We start from the raw sequence: 15,909 nt of genomic DNA, 5'->3' as shown, positions 1-15,909 counted from the left end.
AATTCTATGTGCAAAGAAAAAGTTTTGTTAAACCTTCATAATATTAACAAGGGATTATAATTAGTTCTCTATTTGATTTTGTAATAACGTCATAACCATCTTTGGTGATGACAATATCATCTTCGATTCTACAACCGCCCCAGTTCGGTATGTAAATGCCCGGCTCAACTGTAACAACCATACCTTCTTGTAAAGTTGCCTTGCTTTCTTGGGATAGGCGAAGTGGTTCATGTATTTCTAACCCAAGACCGTGCCCGGTAGAGTGGCCAAAGTATTGACCGTATCCATGTTCTGTAATGTAATCTCTCGTTATATCATCGATACTTTTCGCAGTTTCTCCAGGCTTAATTGCTTCCGTTCCACGTTTTAATGCTTCGCGTACAACAGTGTATATTTTTTTGAATTCTTCTGATGGTTCCCCGATTGCTACAGTACGTGTTATATCGGAACAATATCCGTCGTAAAGTGCACCGAAGTCTAATGTAACGATATCGCCTCGTTCGATTATTTTATTTGATGCAACTCCATGGGGAAGTGAAGAACGAACGCCTGAGGCTACAATGATTTGGAATGAAGAAGATGTAGCCCCTTTTTTTCGCATGAAAAATTCTAACTCATCTCGAACGTCAGTCTCGCTTATTCCAGGCTTTAGAAATGTAACAATATGGTGAAATGCTTCGTCAGCGATCGTAGCTGCGATTTTCATTGTTTCTATTTCAGATGTGTCTTTAATAAGTCGAATATCTTCAATGATCTCACACACTGGAACCATTTCTGTATGTATATATTTTTGTAGTTTCTTAAATTGTTGCAAAGTCATATTATTGTCTTCTATACCAAGTTTTTGAATGTTTAATTTTGATACTTGATTTGCAACTTCTTCTTCTAAATTTCCTTTATGCATAATAATTTCTGCTACTTTTATTTCCGTTTTTGCTTGATCTACGTAACGGAAATCAGTAATGAAAATAGCTTTATGCGCAGCGATTAAGACAACGCCTGCGCTACCTGTAAAGTTTGTTGCGTATTGACGGTTTTCTTTTTTTGTAATAAGTAACCCGTCGATTCCGTAATTATGTAGTTGTTTTTGGATGTTAGTTATTCTTACATTCATTTTAATTCCTCCTTTTTACATTAATAAAGCAAGAATTGTGCCAGTATATTTATTTAGAATAAAAGAGAAGAGGATAGCTGTGTGTCAAAAAAACTAGACGAATGTAAAATAAATATATATAAAATTTTTACAGTAAGTTTTTATGTGACTGAACAATAATGTAAACTTGTAAACTGAAATACTCTTAATTTAAATATTATATTTTTTGTATAAATAAATTGAAATAATTGGTATAATAAGGGATTGTTACGGTTTGTTTGTAGGTAAAGAGATGTAACGAAAAAATTGGGTTAAGGAATGTGAGTGTATGAAGAAATTAAGTAAAGTAATGTCATTTTGTTTGGCTGCTAGTATGCTTGTTATAACGGGGTGTGAAACAAGTGAACACAAAGTTCAAGTAAATGAAACGATTGAACAGCTTGATGAAGCGCCAGAAGTGACAGAAAAAGAAGCGAAAAAGATTGTAAGAAAGAGTGTAGATGGAATAGCAAATGCGTTTAGTGAGATGGAAAAAGCAAATGGATGGAGCCGAAATAATCCTGGGGATTTAGAGACAGCTAAAAAAGGAGTTAAGGGATTAGTTTCAGAAAAGTTTGTAGAGAATCAGCTTCCTAAGTCGCTTGCAACATTTAATCGATCTAGAGAGACGGATATGTTACCATTCCCTATTAATATTGAACCAAAAATGAGATTAACGTATTCACAGAAAAAAGATATTTTAACGATTGAAACTATCACACCTTCAAATGATATGGGAAATGAAGCAGAGATATGGGAATTTATTTTCGTTTATAAAGATGGAAAATGGTTAATAGATAAATGGTCATCGCATACACCGAGCGATTTAAAACTTACGAAGGAAGAAGCTAGTGAATTTTTGAAAATTCGAGGCTTTAAGAATGTTGATTTTGTTAAAGAAGAACACAGTGGTGACAAAAAATATATTTTCAAAGAAAATACTAGATCAATTGCTGTAGATGCAAAAACATCGGCTATTACATATGATATAAATGAACAAAAACAGGAAAAGGTAGCGAAAGAAAATAGTAGTCAAGGTCAAGAAACGGTTAAGGAAGATAATGTGAGTTCACAAGTTACTTCTAAAGAAGAGAAAAAAATTACAAAAGAATCTTCAACAGCTGCAGGTAAAACTAAGGCTCTAAATGAATTATCTGCTCTAGAAAATCAAGAAACACATGCAAACGTTGCGTCAGATAATGACATAGTAAATGAAATAGAAGGAAATTATGAACTGTGGGATAATAAACTAAATGAAATTTACAGTACATTAAAAAGTACGATGTCACCTGATGCGTTCCAGTCGTTAAAAACGAAACAAATTGCGTGGGTTAAAGAAAAAGAAAGTAAAGTTAAAGCAATTGGTACTGATACAAATAACGGAACGATGAGGCGTATAGAAGCTTCAGAAGAGAAATACAAGATGACAAAAGCAAGATGTTATGAATTAGTAAATGGGTATATGAACTAGTGTGAACGAATATAAAAAATGCGTTGCTTATAAGCAACGCATTTTTGTATTTACGCTTTTAATTTCATTACAATATCAGCATCTGGTGTTACATATACGGTTTGTTGATTGTCGTACGTAACAAAACCAAGTTTTGCACCACTCGGTTTTTTGACATGGCGTATTTTCGTGAAATCAACAGGTACAGAGCTAGACTCTTTCGCTTTACTGTAATAGGCAGCAATTTTGGCAGCTTCTAGTAAAGTTTCTTCAGCAGGCTCTAAAGAACGAATGACAACGTGAGAGCCAGGTATGTCTTTCGTATGTAACCAAATTTCATCACGGCGGGCAAACTTCGTTGTTAAATAATCATTTTGTTTATTGTTTTTACCAACGAAAATCTCTGTGCCATCACTTGCTAAATATTTATCTAATACTGGTTTAGTAGGCTTTTTCTTTGCGTTTTTCGTTTTACGATTGCGCACATAACCTTCTTCAGCTAATTCCTCACGAATTTCTTCAATATCTTTTGAAGAAGCAGCTTCCATTTGTTGAAGTAAGCTATCAAAATAAAGAATTTCTTCATTTGTTTTTTCGATTTGTTCTTCTACAACAACAACTGAATTTTTTGCTTTTTGATACTTTTGGAAATAGCGTTGTGCATTGTCAGATGGTGTTTTTAATGGATCTAATGTAATCTTTACAGTTCCGCCATTTTCGTCGTAATAGTTAACGACTTCAATATCTTTATCCCCTTTTTTCACAGCGTACATATTAGCTGTAAGTAGCTCTCCAAATAGTTGATATTTATCTGCTTTTCCAGCATCTTGCAGTGTTTTTTCGAGTTTAATGAGTTTTTTCTCGTTTTTATTTTTTTCATTTTGCATAAAGCGTTCTAAATCATGAGCTTGTTGTTTTACACGATCGCGCTCTGCTTTTCCGAAAAAGAAGCGATCTAGCAATTCACTAACAGATGAGAACGTCTTATCTTCTCCTTGCAAGTGTGCAAGAGGGAAAAGATAAAAGAATTCTTTCCCATTTGAAGTAGTCATCGCTGGTGAATATGTATGAGTTAATAATGGTTTTTGTATGGAGAAAAATGCATCCGCTAATGCTTTTTCATTTACCATACCAGCTTTTTTCACTACTTCTTTTGCGAATAACGGGGATATTCCCGTAAAGGTGCCGACAAGCTGTTTATCCATGTTTCCAGATAGAAAGTCTAGTGGTCTAATAAATTCATCATTTGTTTCAATCTGAAGTGGGTTAATTTTATGTTGTGCTGGTGGTGCAATATATTCAGCTCCAGCGTATACAGTACGATGGCGGTTTACCGCTAAAGATATGTGTTTTAAGCTATCTAAAATAACGTTTGTTTTCGTATCTACTAAGATAATGTTACTATGTCGGCCCATTATTTCGATTACTAATGTTTTTAATGATTCGTCTCCAATTTCATTCCGACTGCGAACTGTAATTTGAATAATACGTTCTAAGTCAATTTGTTCAATTTTTTCAATAAACCCACCTTCTAAATGTTTACGAAGAAGCATACAAAACATTGGCGGTATTGCTGGTGAATCGTAGTTTTGATTCGTTAAGTGCAGACGCGCATATGTAGGGTGAGACGAAAGAATTAGTTTTTGGTTCTTTCCGTTTGCTCGAATATGTAATAAAATCTCATACTTTGAAGGTTGATATATTTTGGAAATTCTTCCTGTGTAAAGAGAATTTGCAATTTCATGTGTAATTGCTCTTGTAAATAATCCATCGAATGCCATAAATGAACACTCCTTTCTAACTAAAAGTTAATTATAGCATTTTTTTGGACGAGGCTGAATAAGCTTTCAATAGAGTATGTCTGGAATCAGGAGGTCGATGGCAGGATGAACTGGTATGGAATGCGGGCACATGAAGTGGAAGAAAGAACGAATACGAATGTAAAGGTTGGACTTACAGAGAAAGAAGCAGAAGGGCGAGTAAAGAAATTTGGTACTAATGAATTAGAAGAAGCAAAAAGGCCTTCTGCACTAATGGTATTTTTAGCACAGTTTAAAGATTTCATGGTACTCGTTTTGTTTGGAGCAACAATTGTTTCTGCGTTTTTAGGTGAATACATTGATTCTATTGCTATTGTTGCCATTGTTATTATCAATGGTATTCTCGGCTTTTTTCAAGAAAGAAAAGCTGAAAAATCATTGGAAGCTTTAAAGGAACTTGCCGCTCCGCAAGTTACTGTAATGCGGAATGGAAAGTGGGTAAAAGCACCATCTAAAGCACTTGTTTTAGGTGATATTATTAAGTTTTCCAGTGGTGATCGTATCGGGGCTGATGTGCGTCTTGTTGAAGCATCAAGTTTATATATTGAAGAGTCTGCTTTGACAGGGGAGTCCGTACCTGTACAAAAAAAGGTCGAAGCATTGCAAGGGCAAGATGTTGCAATTGGTGATCAAAAAAATATGGCTTTTATGGGGACAATGATTACGCGAGGATCTGGTACAGGAGTCGTTGTAGCAACTGGTATGAATACAGCGATGGGGCAAATTGCAAATATGTTGCAAAATGCAGAGCAAATGGAAACACCACTGCAAAGAAGGTTAGAACAGCTCGGAAAAATATTAATTATTGTGGCTCTTATTTTGACAGCACTCGTTGTATTGGCTGGTGTGTATCAAGGGAATGAAGTATATCATATGTTTTTAGCTGGCGTATCGCTAGCTGTTGCGGCTATTCCAGAAGGATTGCCAGCAATTGTTACAGTAGCTTTATCACTTGGTGTACAGCGTATGATAAAGAAGAGAGCAATTGTACGAAAGTTACCAGCCGTAGAAACGTTAGGTTGTGCTTCCGTTATATGTTCTGATAAAACGGGAACAATGACGCAAAACAAAATGATGGTAACACATATGTGGTCAGGCGGAGAATTGTGGAAAGTGACAGGGCAAGGATATGAACCTAATGGCTCTTTTATGAAAGGTGAAAAAGAAGTGAATCCAGCTAAGACAAAAGCACTTTATCAGCTACTTACATTTGGTTCACTATGTAACAATGCAAATATTATTCAAAAGAAAAAGGCGTATGTATTAGATGGAGATCCAACAGAGGGAGCGCTTGTAGCTGCAGCAATGAAAGCTGGGATAACGCGTGAGGCATTGAAAGGGAAATTTGAAGTTATTCGTGAATTTCCATTTGATTCAACTCGAAAAATGATGAGTGTTATTGTACGAGATCGAGAGGGGAAAAAGTTTATTGTTACGAAGGGAGCACCGGATGTTCTTTTACAAATGAGTCAAACGATTTTATGGGGGGATAAGCAACAGCCGTTAAGTGAGCTATATAGAAAAGAAGTACAGGCGGCTATTCATAGCTTAGGTAGTCAAGCGCTTCGAACAATTGCAGTTGCGTTTAAACCTTTAAAAATAACGGATTCTATTGAACATGAAAGAGACGTTGAAAAAGGTTTTATGTTGGTTGGGATACAAGGTATGATTGACCCACCAAGACCAGAAGTGGCGCAGGCGGTAAAAGAGTGTAAAGAAGCTGGTATTCGAACAGTAATGATTACAGGTGATCATAAAGTGACAGCAATGGCGATTGCTGAACAATTAGGAGTTTTGCCACCAGATGGACGCGTTGTTGAAGGAGTAGAACTCGCGAATATGGATGTGGAGGAATTAGAAAATGTTGTAGAAGATACGTATGTATTCGCTCGTGTATCACCTGAACATAAATTAAAAATTGTTAAGGCACTGCAAAATCAAGGGCATATAGTAGCGATGACAGGTGATGGAGTGAACGATGCTCCAGCTATAAAAACAGCGGATATTGGGATAGCGATGGGGATTACAGGGACAGATGTTGCAAAAGAAGCCTCTTCACTTGTTTTACTAGACGATAATTTTGCTACAATTAAGTCAGCGATTAAAGAAGGAAGAAATATATACGAGAACATACGTAAGTTCATCCGATATTTATTAGCATCAAATGTTGGAGAAATTTTAGTTATGTTATTTGCGATGTTACTTGCATTACCACTGCCGATGGTTCCTATTCAAATTTTATGGGTGAACTTAGTTACTGATGGTTTACCAGCGATGGCATTAGGTTTGGATAAGGCTGAAGGAGATGTGATGAAGAGAACGCCGCGCCACCCGAAAGAAGGGGTGTTCGCTAGAGGGCTTGCGTGGAAAATAATAAGTCGAGGTTTTTTAATTGGGGCAGTGACGTTAGTAGCGTTTATTATTGCGTATAACCAACATCCAAATGAACTGAAATATGCACAAACTGTAGCGTTCGCGACGTTGGTACTTGCTCAGCTTATTCATGTATTTGATTGTCGTAGTGAGCATTCTGTCTTTCATCGTAATCCATTTGGGAACGTGTATTTAGTAGGGGCGGTTATCATTTCATTACTACTCATGCTAGTGGTGATATATTATCCACCGTTACAACCGATTTTTAGCACAATGCCGATACAAGTAAGAGATTGGTTATTAATTGGAGGTTTGTCATCAATTCCGACTTTCTTACTAGTAGGTTCTTTATTAACAGGGAAAAAGGCGAAAAAGAAAAAGCCAATGTTATATAAGAAGGGATTAAACTTGAAATAGTCAATGTTATGAAAATGTGATATAATTTACAGAAGGTAGTAGAGCCTTGTCTCTATTACCTTTTTCATTGAGTTATTTTATGGCTTGGATGTGATAAAAAATGATTTCTAGTATGACAGGGTTTGGAAGATCGAAAGTAGAAAGTGATACTTTTCAAATTACAGTAGAAATGAAATCGGTGAACCACCGTTTTTTAGAGATGAGTATTCGACTTCCTAAGCAAATGATGGTATTTGAGGACAAAATTCGTAAAATAATTGCACAGCAAGTTCGACGTGGACGCATTGAAGTGTCTATTAGTATAGCAGGTGAAGGACTTGTTGAAAGAAAATTAAGTGTGAATTGGTCACTTCTTGAGCAGTACCAATCGATGATGGAAGATATAAAAGGAAAGTTTCAATTACAAGATTCTATTACACTCGAGCAATTAATGGCAATGCCAGAAGTAACAGCAATTGAAGAAATAGAAAATGTAAATGAACATTTTGAGAACAGTTTATATGAGGCTGTTCGTCAAGCTGCTCATATGTTGAAAACGATGAGAGATGGCGAAGGAGAACGATTACATAAAGATATAGCGTATCGTTTACAAGAGATTAGCAATTGTGTAAATGCAATTATTCCACATGCACCAATTGTTACACAAAAATATCGTGAACGATTAGAAAATCGCTTAAAAGAATTACATAATCAAGAGTTAGATGAACAAAGATTGCTAACAGAAGTCGCAATCTTTGCAGAGCGTTGTGATATTCATGAAGAGTTAGTTCGTTTGCAAAGTCATTTAGAGCAATTTCGTGAAACATTGCAGATTGAAGAGCCTGTTGGAAGGAAAATGGATTTCATCGTGCAAGAGATGCATAGAGAAATTAATACGATTGGTTCTAAGGCAAATGACTTAACAATTTCAAAATATGTTGTAGAAATGAAAAATAACCTTGAAAAAATTCGTGAACAAGTACAAAATATTGAGTAGCTTTCAAAAAAATATATAAAGTTATACGTGGTGGAGAAATCGGATAGACTTACTAGGAGGCGCAAACTATGGCCATGCGGTTTTTAAATATTGGATACGGAAATATTGTATCTGCTCATCGAATTATTGCTATTGTAAGTCCGGAGTCAGCTCCTATTAAACGAACAGTACAGGAAGCACGCGAACATAATGCTTTGCTTGATGCTACGTATGGGAGAAAAACAAGGGCGGTTATTGTTATGGATGATGGGCATGTTGTATTAAGTCCAATTCAACCAGAGACGATTGCACATCGTTTGAATAATAAAGAAGATTTAAGTGAGGAAGGGTAGGTTTTACATATTTATGAGAAGTAGAAGAGGATTGCTCATCGTTCTTTCAGGGCCTTCTGGGGTTGGAAAAGGAACGGTTCGTAAAGAGCTGTTTAGCCATGAGGATACACGTTTTCAATACTCTATTTCAGTAACGACACGTAAGCCGCGTGAAGGTGAAGTAGATGGTGTGGATTATTTCTTTAAAGAAAGAGAAGAATTCGAGGAAATGATTCGTAATGAAAGATTACTTGAGTGGGCTGAGTTCGTAGGTAATTATTACGGAACACCGATTGACTATGTTGAAAAAACATTACAAGAAGGAAAAGATGTATTCTTAGAAATTGAAGTGCAAGGAGCAATTCAAGTTAAGAAAGCTTTCCCAGAAGGTGTATTTATTTTCTTAGCACCTCCAAGTTTATCTGAACTAAAGAGCCGTATTGTCGGACGTGGTACAGAGACTGAAGATGTTATTGAAAATCGTTTAACTGTAGCGAAAGAAGAAATCGAGATGATGGACGCTTACGACTATGTAGTAGAAAACGATCAAGTTGAATTAGCTTGTGATAGAATTAAAGCAATTGTGGTTGGCGAACATTGCCGCCGCGAAAGGGTAGCAAAATATTATAAAGAAATGACGGAGGGTCTATAATTATGTTAAATCCATCAATTGACTCATTACTACAAAAAATCGATTCTAAGTACACATTAGTAACAGTGGCTGCAAAACGCGCACGTGAAATGCAACTTGCTAATAACTGTGTTGTAGAGCAACCTGTTTCTCATAAATGTGTAGGTAAAGCATTAGAAGAAATCGATGCAGAAGCATTAAGCTACGTACCAAGTGAAGATAAAGTAGCTGAATAAGCCTTTGCCTTCGACAAAATAAAACATAGACTTTATAATTTTCTATGTAACGGTAACAACCTATTTACAAGTAGGTTGTTATTTTTTTACGAAAGGAATGAAATATTGGTACTGACGAGCTGGGAATTCTATTTCAGTATTATAAGTTTGAAAAAGAAAGAGGACGAGTCATATGCTAAAAGGGAAAAAGATACTTCTATGTGTAACAGGAGGCATTGCGGTTTTTAAAGCAGCTGCGTTAACGAGTAAATTGACACAATCTGGCGCGATTGTAAAAGTAATGATGAGTGAGTCGGCAATGAAGTTTGTTACGCCTCTTACATTCCAAGCGCTTTCTCGCCATGATGTATATACGGATACGTTTGATGAGAAAGACTCGGCTGTTATTGCTCATATTGATTTAGCAGATTGGGCGGATGTTGTACTTGTCGCACCTGCTACTGCCAATTGTATTGGAAAGTTAGCTGGTGGTATTGCAGATGATATGATTACAACTACTCTGTTAGCTACTACAGCCCCGGTATGGATTGCGCCTGCTATGAATGTGCATATGTATGAAAATAAAATTGTTCAAAAAAATATGATGACATTGAAAACGCTAGGATATACATTTATTGAGCCTGGGGAAGGCTTTTTAGCATGTGGATATGTAGCGAAGGGACGACTAGAAGAACCTGAAGCAATTATTGCACGGTTAGAGGAAGCTTTCTCAGAACACAAACCATTGCAGGGAAAAAGAATATTAATAACTGCTGGCCCAACACGTGAAAAAGTTGATCCAGTTCGTTTTATGACGAATTTTTCTTCTGGAAAAATGGGGTATGCGATTGCAGAAGTGGCGGCGAATTTAGGCGCTGATGTTATACTCGTTTCAGGACCGACAGCATTAAATCCACCGTTACATGTAACGACAGTGCAAGTGGAATCTGCACAAGATATGTTAGAAGCAGTTCTTCAACATTATCAAAACGTAGACGTTGTCATTAAAACAGCAGCAGTTGCAGATTATCGTCCGAAATATGTTCATGATAATAAAATGAAAAAGCAAAATGGTGATGCTGTCATTGAACTCGAAAGAACGGTGGATATTTTAAAAACGTTAGGTCAGAAAAAGGATAAACAGTTACTTATCGGTTTTGCTGCTGAAACGACAAATGTAGAGGAATATGCAACGAAAAAACTACGTGAGAAAAATGCAGATATGATTGTCGCGAATGATGTAAAAGCGCAAGGAGCTGGATTTGGCACGGATACGAATATTGTAACAATGTATAGAAAAGATGGAAAAGTTATTGAGTTACCACTTTTACTGAAAAAAGAGGTAGCTAGTGAAATATTAAAGCAAATTGGAATGATGTTAGAAGATGATCGTTTATGAAATTTGCAAGTGTAATTGTTGATGTACCTGCCCGTCAGACAGATCGACCATTTGATTACATTATCCCTGAAAAATGGGAAGATATTGTACAGACAGGAATGCGTGTAGTAGTTCCGTTTGGGCCAAGGAAATTGCAAGGTTTTATTATTGGGATTAAAGATTCGGTGGATGTAGAAAGTAAGAAGTTAAAGACAATCCATGAAATATTAGATGTAACACCGGTTTTAAATGATGAATTATTAAAGCTTGGATATTGGCTTACAAGTGAAACGTTATGCTACATGATTTCAGCTTTTCAAGTGATGCTTCCAACTGCGATAAAAGCAACGTATAAAAAACGTCTACAAATTTGTAAGCAGGAAGAAATAGCACCTGAAATACTATATTTATTTCAGGATAAAGAAGCAATTGATTTTGAAGTAATCGAGCAGCAGCCACATTTATACCGGACTATTCAACAAGAAATTAAAAATGGTACGGTTGAAGTCGTTTATCAAGTGAAAGATAAAGTACAAAAGAAGAAGCAAAGAGTTGTTCAGCCGGAGTTGCCAGAAGATAAATTGGAATTAGCAGCATTTGAACTGAAAAGTAAAAAACAACAAGATGTACTTTATTATTTTGTGGAAAATTATAAAAGTGTACCGTTGAAAATAATTACAGAAGAGTTACAAATAACAGATGCTCCAATAAAAGCACTTGTTAAAAAGGGCTTCATTTCAGAAAAGTATGTGGAAGTATACCGAAATCCGTATGACGATGATGATTTTGAACAAACGAAACCATTTCCACTTACGGAGGAACAAAAACAAGTTATTACACCGATTTTATCATCAATTACAAATGAAACTTATAATCCATTTTTACTATATGGTGTTACAGGAAGTGGAAAGACAGAAGTATATTTACAATCTATAGCAGCAGTGCTCGAGAAAGGAAAAGAAGCTATCGTTCTTGTTCCTGAAATTGCACTAACGCCCCAAATGGTGGATCGTTTTAAAGGTAGGTTTGGTTCGCAAGTTGCAGTTCTTCATAGTGCGTTGTCTGTTGGAGAAAAGTATGACGAGTGGCGTAAGATTTTAAGAAAAGAAGTGAAAGTTGTAGTTGGTGCGCGTTCAGCCGTTTTTGCGCCTTTTGAGAATTTAGGGATTATCATTATTGATGAAGAGCATGAATCAAGTTACAAACAAGAAGATAATCCGAGGTATCATGCAAGAGATGTAGCTGTCTGGAGAGGGCAATATCATAAATGTCCTATCGTTCTTGGTAGTGCGACACCAACACTTGAATCGTTTGCAAGGGCGAAAAAAGGTGTTTATGAACTACTAACAATGGAAAAACGTATGAATGAACAAGCTTTACCAACAGTAGAGATTGTTGACATGCGAGAAGAACTTCGTGACGGGAATCGATCAATGTTTTCTAAGGCGCTGCATGAAAAAATAGCAGATCGATTAGAAAAGAAAGAACAGATGGTACTCTTTTTAAATAGAAGAGGTCATTCTACATTTGTTATGTGCCGTGATTGTGGGTATGTTGTACAATGTCCGCATTGTGATATTTCATTGACATATCATAAAATGAATCATCGTTTAAAATGTCATTATTGTAGTCACGAAGAAAATATGCCAACTGAGTGTCCAGCTTGTCAAAGTACATACATTCGTTTCTTTGGTACAGGTACACAAAAGGTAGAAGAAGAAATTACAAAACTATTTCCAGAGGCGCGAGTCATTCGAATGGATGTAGATACGACAAGTAGAAAAGGAATGCATGAAAAATTATTAAAGGCGTTTGGGGAAGAAAAAGCAGATATATTACTTGGAACACAAATGATTGCTAAAGGATTAGATTTTCCGAAAGTAACGCTTGTTGGGGTTTTAACTGCGGATACGATGCTTCACTTACCTGATTTTCGGGCAAGTGAAAAGACATATCAGTTATTGACGCAAGTAAGTGGACGAGCGGGTAGACATGAATTGCCAGGGGAAGTTGTGATTCAAACGTATACGCCAGAACATTACAGTATAGAGTTAGCGAAGAACCAACAATATGATGTGTTTTTTGACCAAGAAATGCAAATGAGACGAACAAGACAATATCCCCCATATTACTATGTTGTACTCGTAACCGTATCTCATCCAGAATTATTAAAAGCGGTGCAAGTGACGGAAAAAATTGCCTCGTATTTACGAACGCATTGCTCACAGCAAACAATGGTGTTAGGACCAGTTGCTTCAGCAATTCCAAGGATAAAAGATAGATATCGTTATCAATGCATGATAAAATACAAACGGGAACCAAACTTAAAGAACGTGCTCAAAATGGTAAATGAACATTATCAAGCAGAAATGCAAAAAGAGCTACAAATCTCAATTGATTTTAATCCAACAATGTTAATGTAGCGGAGGGAAATATGGCAGTTTTAGAAATAATAAAGCATCCAAATGAAGTGTTAGAAACACCATGCGAAAGAGTAATTAACTTTGATAAAAAGTTAGTGAAATTGTTGAAAGATATGCATGAAACAATGTTAATTGCGGACGGAGTCGGTTTAGCTGCGCCTCAAGTAGGTGTAAGCTTGCAAGTAGCGGTTGTTGATGTCGATGATGATACTGGGAAAATCGAGTTAATCAATCCATCAATATTAGAAAAACGTGGTGAACAAGTAGGTCCCGAAGGCTGTTTAAGCTTCCCGGGACTTTATGGTGAAGTAGAACGTGCCGATTATATTAAAGTAAGAGCGCAAAATCGCCGTGGGAAAGTATTTTTATTAGAAGCGGAAGGATTTTTAGCGCGTGCAATTCAACATGAAATCGATCATTTACACGGTGTTTTATTTACATCGAAAGTGACAAGATATTATGAAGAAAACGAACTAGAATAGGTGTTAAAAGGAGCGGTTTTTAAATGATAAAAGTAGTGTTTATGGGAACACCGGACTTTTCAGTGCCGGTGCTTCGTCGTCTTATTGAAGATGGCTATGAGGTAGTAGGTGTTGTGACGCAACCTGATCGTCCAGTAGGTAGAAAAAAAGTATTAACACCTACACCTGTTAAAGTTGAAGCGGAAAAACATGGTATCCCTGTGTTACAACCGTTAAAAATTCGTGAAAAAGATGAATATGAAAAAGTATTGGCATTAGAGCCAGATTTAATTGTAACAGCTGCATTTGGTCAGATTGTACCAAATGAAATTTTAGAAGCACCGAAGTATGGATGTATTAATGTCCACGCTTCTTTACTTCCTGAACTTCGTGGTGGTGCACCAATTCATTATGCAATTATGGAAGGTAAAGAAAAAACTGGTATTACAATTATGTATATGGTAGAAAAATTGGATGCTGGTGATATCTTAACGCAAGTGGAAGTGGAAATTGAAGAGCGTGAAACGACAGGCTCATTATTTGATAAATTAAGTGAAGCAGGAGCACACCTTCTATCTAAAACAGTACCTTTATTAATTCAAGGTAAGCTAGAACCGATTAAGCAAAATGAAGAAGAAGTAACGTTTGCGTACAATATAAAACGTGAACAAGAGAAAATTGATTGGACAAAAACAGGTGAAGAAGTATACAATCACATTCGCGGATTGAATCCATGGCCAGTTGCTTATACAACTTTAGCGGGACAAGTTGTTAAAGTATGGTGGGGAGAAAAAGTGCCTGTAACTGAACCGGCTGAAGCAGGTACGATTGTTGCAATCGAAGAAGATGGTTTTGTTGTAGCAACTAGTAATGAAACAGGTGTTAAAATTACTGAATTGCAACCTTCTGGTAAAAAGCGTATGAGTTGTTCACAATTTTTACGTGGAACAAAACCTGAAATTGGAACGAAGTTAGGAGAAAATGCATGAGACAAAATGTTCGTGAATTAGCTCTTGATGGTTTAATTCAAGTGGAAAAAAGTGGTGCATATAGCAACTTACTTTTAAATAATCTAATTGAAAAAAGTGCAATTGATCGAAAAGATATTGGTTTATTAACTGAAATTGTATATGGAACGATTCAACGTCGTGACACATTAGATTATTATTTACAGCCTTTTTTAAAAAAGAAGGTTGAGGCGTGGGTAAGAGTATTGCTTCGTTTATCTTTATATCAAATGATTTATTTAGACCGAGTGCCAGAAAGAGCGGCTATTCATGAAGCGGTTGAGATTGCAAAGCGTCGCGGGCATAAAGGAATTGCTGGTATGGTGAACGGTGTATTACGTTCGATTCAGAGAGAAGGTGTACCTTCTGTAGATGAAATCAAGGATCCAGTAGAACGTCTTGCAATTGCGACGAGTCATCCAGTTTGGCTTGTACAAGAGTGGACTTCTGCATTTGGCTTAGAAACTGCAGAGAAAATGTGCGAAGTAAACATGTTACCACCTGTACCAACAGCACGTGTGAATGTTGATAAGATAACGGTAGAAGAAGCGATTGAGTTGTTGGCAAGTGAAGGTATAGAAGCAAAACGTGGTGACTTGTCAGATGATGCAATTCAGATTGAAAGAGGAAATGTAGCGCATACAGAAGCGTTTAAAAAAGGATTTCTTTCTATTCAAGATGAAAGTTCTATGCTTGTAGCACGCGCTTTAGAACCAAATGAGGGAGAGACAGTTCTTGATAGTTGTGCGGCTCCTGGTGGTAAAACTACGCATATAGCAGAGCGTTTAAAGGGAACTGGTAAAGTAATGTCCCTTGATTTACATGCACACAAAGTACGTTTAATTAAACAGCAAGCAGAGCGACTTGGTTTAGAAAATGTCGAAACAAAAGCGCTAGATGCTAGAAAAGTGCAAGAGCACTTTGCAAATGAAACGTTTGATAAAATATTGGTAGATGCACCGTGTTCTGGGTTTGGTGTAATTAGACGCAAGCCTGATATTAAGTTAGGAAAAGATAAAGGCGATAGTGAAAGATTATCGACGATTCAACTTGCGATACTAGAAAAAATAGCACCATTATTAAAACAAGGCGGTCGTCTTGTTTATAGTACGTGCACAATTGAGAAAATAGAAAATGAACAAGTAATAGATAAATTTTTAAAAGAACATCCTGAATTTGAATGGGATACTACGATAAAAGAACGTATGCCAGAAAAATTAAGTCCGTATATTAATGAAGGTCAAGTACAAATTTTACCGCATTATTTTGCAACGGATGGCTTTTATATTGCTTGTTTAAGGAAGAAGGTGTAGCA

The 15,909-nt window shown here is 36.4% G+C and carries 13 protein-coding genes; 11 read left to right on the top strand and 2 right to left on the bottom strand.

The features are described 5' to 3' along the window. Positions 1-43: 43 nt before the first annotated feature. Positions 44-1,114: a M24 family metallopeptidase gene (locus AC241_RS19130; RefSeq protein WP_050844457.1), complete on the bottom strand. Its 1,071-nt coding sequence runs from the start codon at positions 1,112-1,114 to the stop codon at positions 44-46. Between the two features lie 307 nt (positions 1,115-1,421). On the opposite strand from AC241_RS19130, the gene AC241_RS19125 reads away from it, so the two are divergent. Continuing rightward, positions 1,422-2,603, top strand: coding sequence for a lysozyme inhibitor LprI family protein (locus AC241_RS19125; RefSeq protein WP_029443123.1), 1,182 nt, complete (start codon positions 1,422-1,424; stop codon positions 2,601-2,603). 50 nt (positions 2,604-2,653) lie between these two features. Here the strand turns inward: AC241_RS19125 and AC241_RS19120 are convergent, their stop codons facing one another. Beyond that, a complete protein-coding gene (locus AC241_RS19120; RefSeq protein ID WP_043937041.1) occupies positions 2,654-4,363 on the bottom strand; it encodes an Rqc2 family fibronectin-binding protein in 1,710 nt (569 codons plus the stop codon). A gap of 105 nt (positions 4,364-4,468) precedes the next feature. Between AC241_RS19120 and AC241_RS19115 the strand changes: the two genes are divergently transcribed. The 10 genes from AC241_RS19115 to rsmB all read left to right on the top strand — a co-directional run bounded on the left by AC241_RS19115 (position 4,469) and on the right by rsmB (position 15,907). Beyond that, entirely contained in the window at positions 4,469-7,192 is a 2,724-nt protein-coding gene (locus tag AC241_RS19115) for a calcium-translocating P-type ATPase, SERCA-type (RefSeq protein WP_048564399.1), read from the top strand. A gap of 100 nt (positions 7,193-7,292) precedes the next feature. Then, the gene (locus tag AC241_RS19110; protein WP_016080510.1) at positions 7,293-8,168 is read left to right on the top strand and encodes a YicC/YloC family endoribonuclease; all 876 of its coding nucleotides are present in this window, start codon (positions 7,293-7,295) and stop codon (positions 8,166-8,168) included. 68 nt (positions 8,169-8,236) lie between these two features. Further along, a complete protein-coding gene (gene remA, locus AC241_RS19105) occupies positions 8,237-8,500 on the top strand; it encodes an extracellular matrix/biofilm regulator RemA (RefSeq protein ID WP_001251456.1) in 264 nt (87 codons plus the stop codon). 13 nt (positions 8,501-8,513) lie between these two features. Further along, the gene (gmk, locus tag AC241_RS19100; protein ID WP_001257742.1) at positions 8,514-9,131 is read left to right on the top strand and encodes a guanylate kinase; all 618 of its coding nucleotides are present in this window, start codon (positions 8,514-8,516) and stop codon (positions 9,129-9,131) included. A 2-nt stretch (positions 9,132-9,133) separates the two neighbouring features. Further along, positions 9,134-9,346: a DNA-directed RNA polymerase subunit omega gene (rpoZ, locus tag AC241_RS19095; protein ID WP_000933961.1), complete on the top strand. Its 213-nt coding sequence runs from the start codon at positions 9,134-9,136 to the stop codon at positions 9,344-9,346. Positions 9,347-9,518: 172 nt separating this feature from the next. Continuing rightward, positions 9,519-10,724, top strand: coding sequence for a bifunctional phosphopantothenoylcysteine decarboxylase/phosphopantothenate--cysteine ligase CoaBC (coaBC, locus tag AC241_RS19090; protein ID WP_050844456.1), 1,206 nt, complete (start codon positions 9,519-9,521; stop codon positions 10,722-10,724). Beyond that, positions 10,721-13,126 carry a primosomal protein N' gene (priA, locus tag AC241_RS19085; protein ID WP_048564398.1) on the top strand — a complete coding sequence of 802 codons (2,406 nt, stop codon included), beginning with the start codon at positions 10,721-10,723 and terminating at the stop codon, positions 13,124-13,126. The genes coaBC and priA overlap by 4 nt, the downstream gene beginning before the upstream one ends. 11 nt (positions 13,127-13,137) lie before the next feature. Then, positions 13,138-13,608, top strand: coding sequence for a peptide deformylase (def, locus tag AC241_RS19080; protein ID WP_000279455.1), 471 nt, complete (start codon positions 13,138-13,140; stop codon positions 13,606-13,608). 23 nt (positions 13,609-13,631) lie between these two features. Beyond that, positions 13,632-14,576, top strand: a complete 945-nt coding sequence (gene fmt, locus AC241_RS19075; RefSeq protein ID WP_000598805.1) for a methionyl-tRNA formyltransferase — start codon at positions 13,632-13,634, stop codon at positions 14,574-14,576. Further along, the gene (gene rsmB, locus AC241_RS19070) at positions 14,573-15,907 is read left to right on the top strand and encodes a 16S rRNA (cytosine(967)-C(5))-methyltransferase RsmB (protein ID WP_016080514.1); all 1,335 of its coding nucleotides are present in this window, start codon (positions 14,573-14,575) and stop codon (positions 15,905-15,907) included. Before fmt ends, rsmB begins: the two co-directional genes overlap by 4 nt. The last annotated feature ends 2 nt before the right edge of the window (positions 15,908-15,909 follow it).

Origin of the sequence: Bacillus thuringiensis (assembly GCF_001182785.1) — a bacterium.
In the GTDB taxonomy this organism is placed as follows: domain Bacteria; phylum Bacillota; class Bacilli; order Bacillales; family Bacillaceae_G; genus Bacillus_A; species Bacillus_A thuringiensis_S.
The sequence above is the reverse complement of the archived record's forward strand: the minus strand, read 5'-3'. Positions and strand labels throughout refer to the sequence as shown.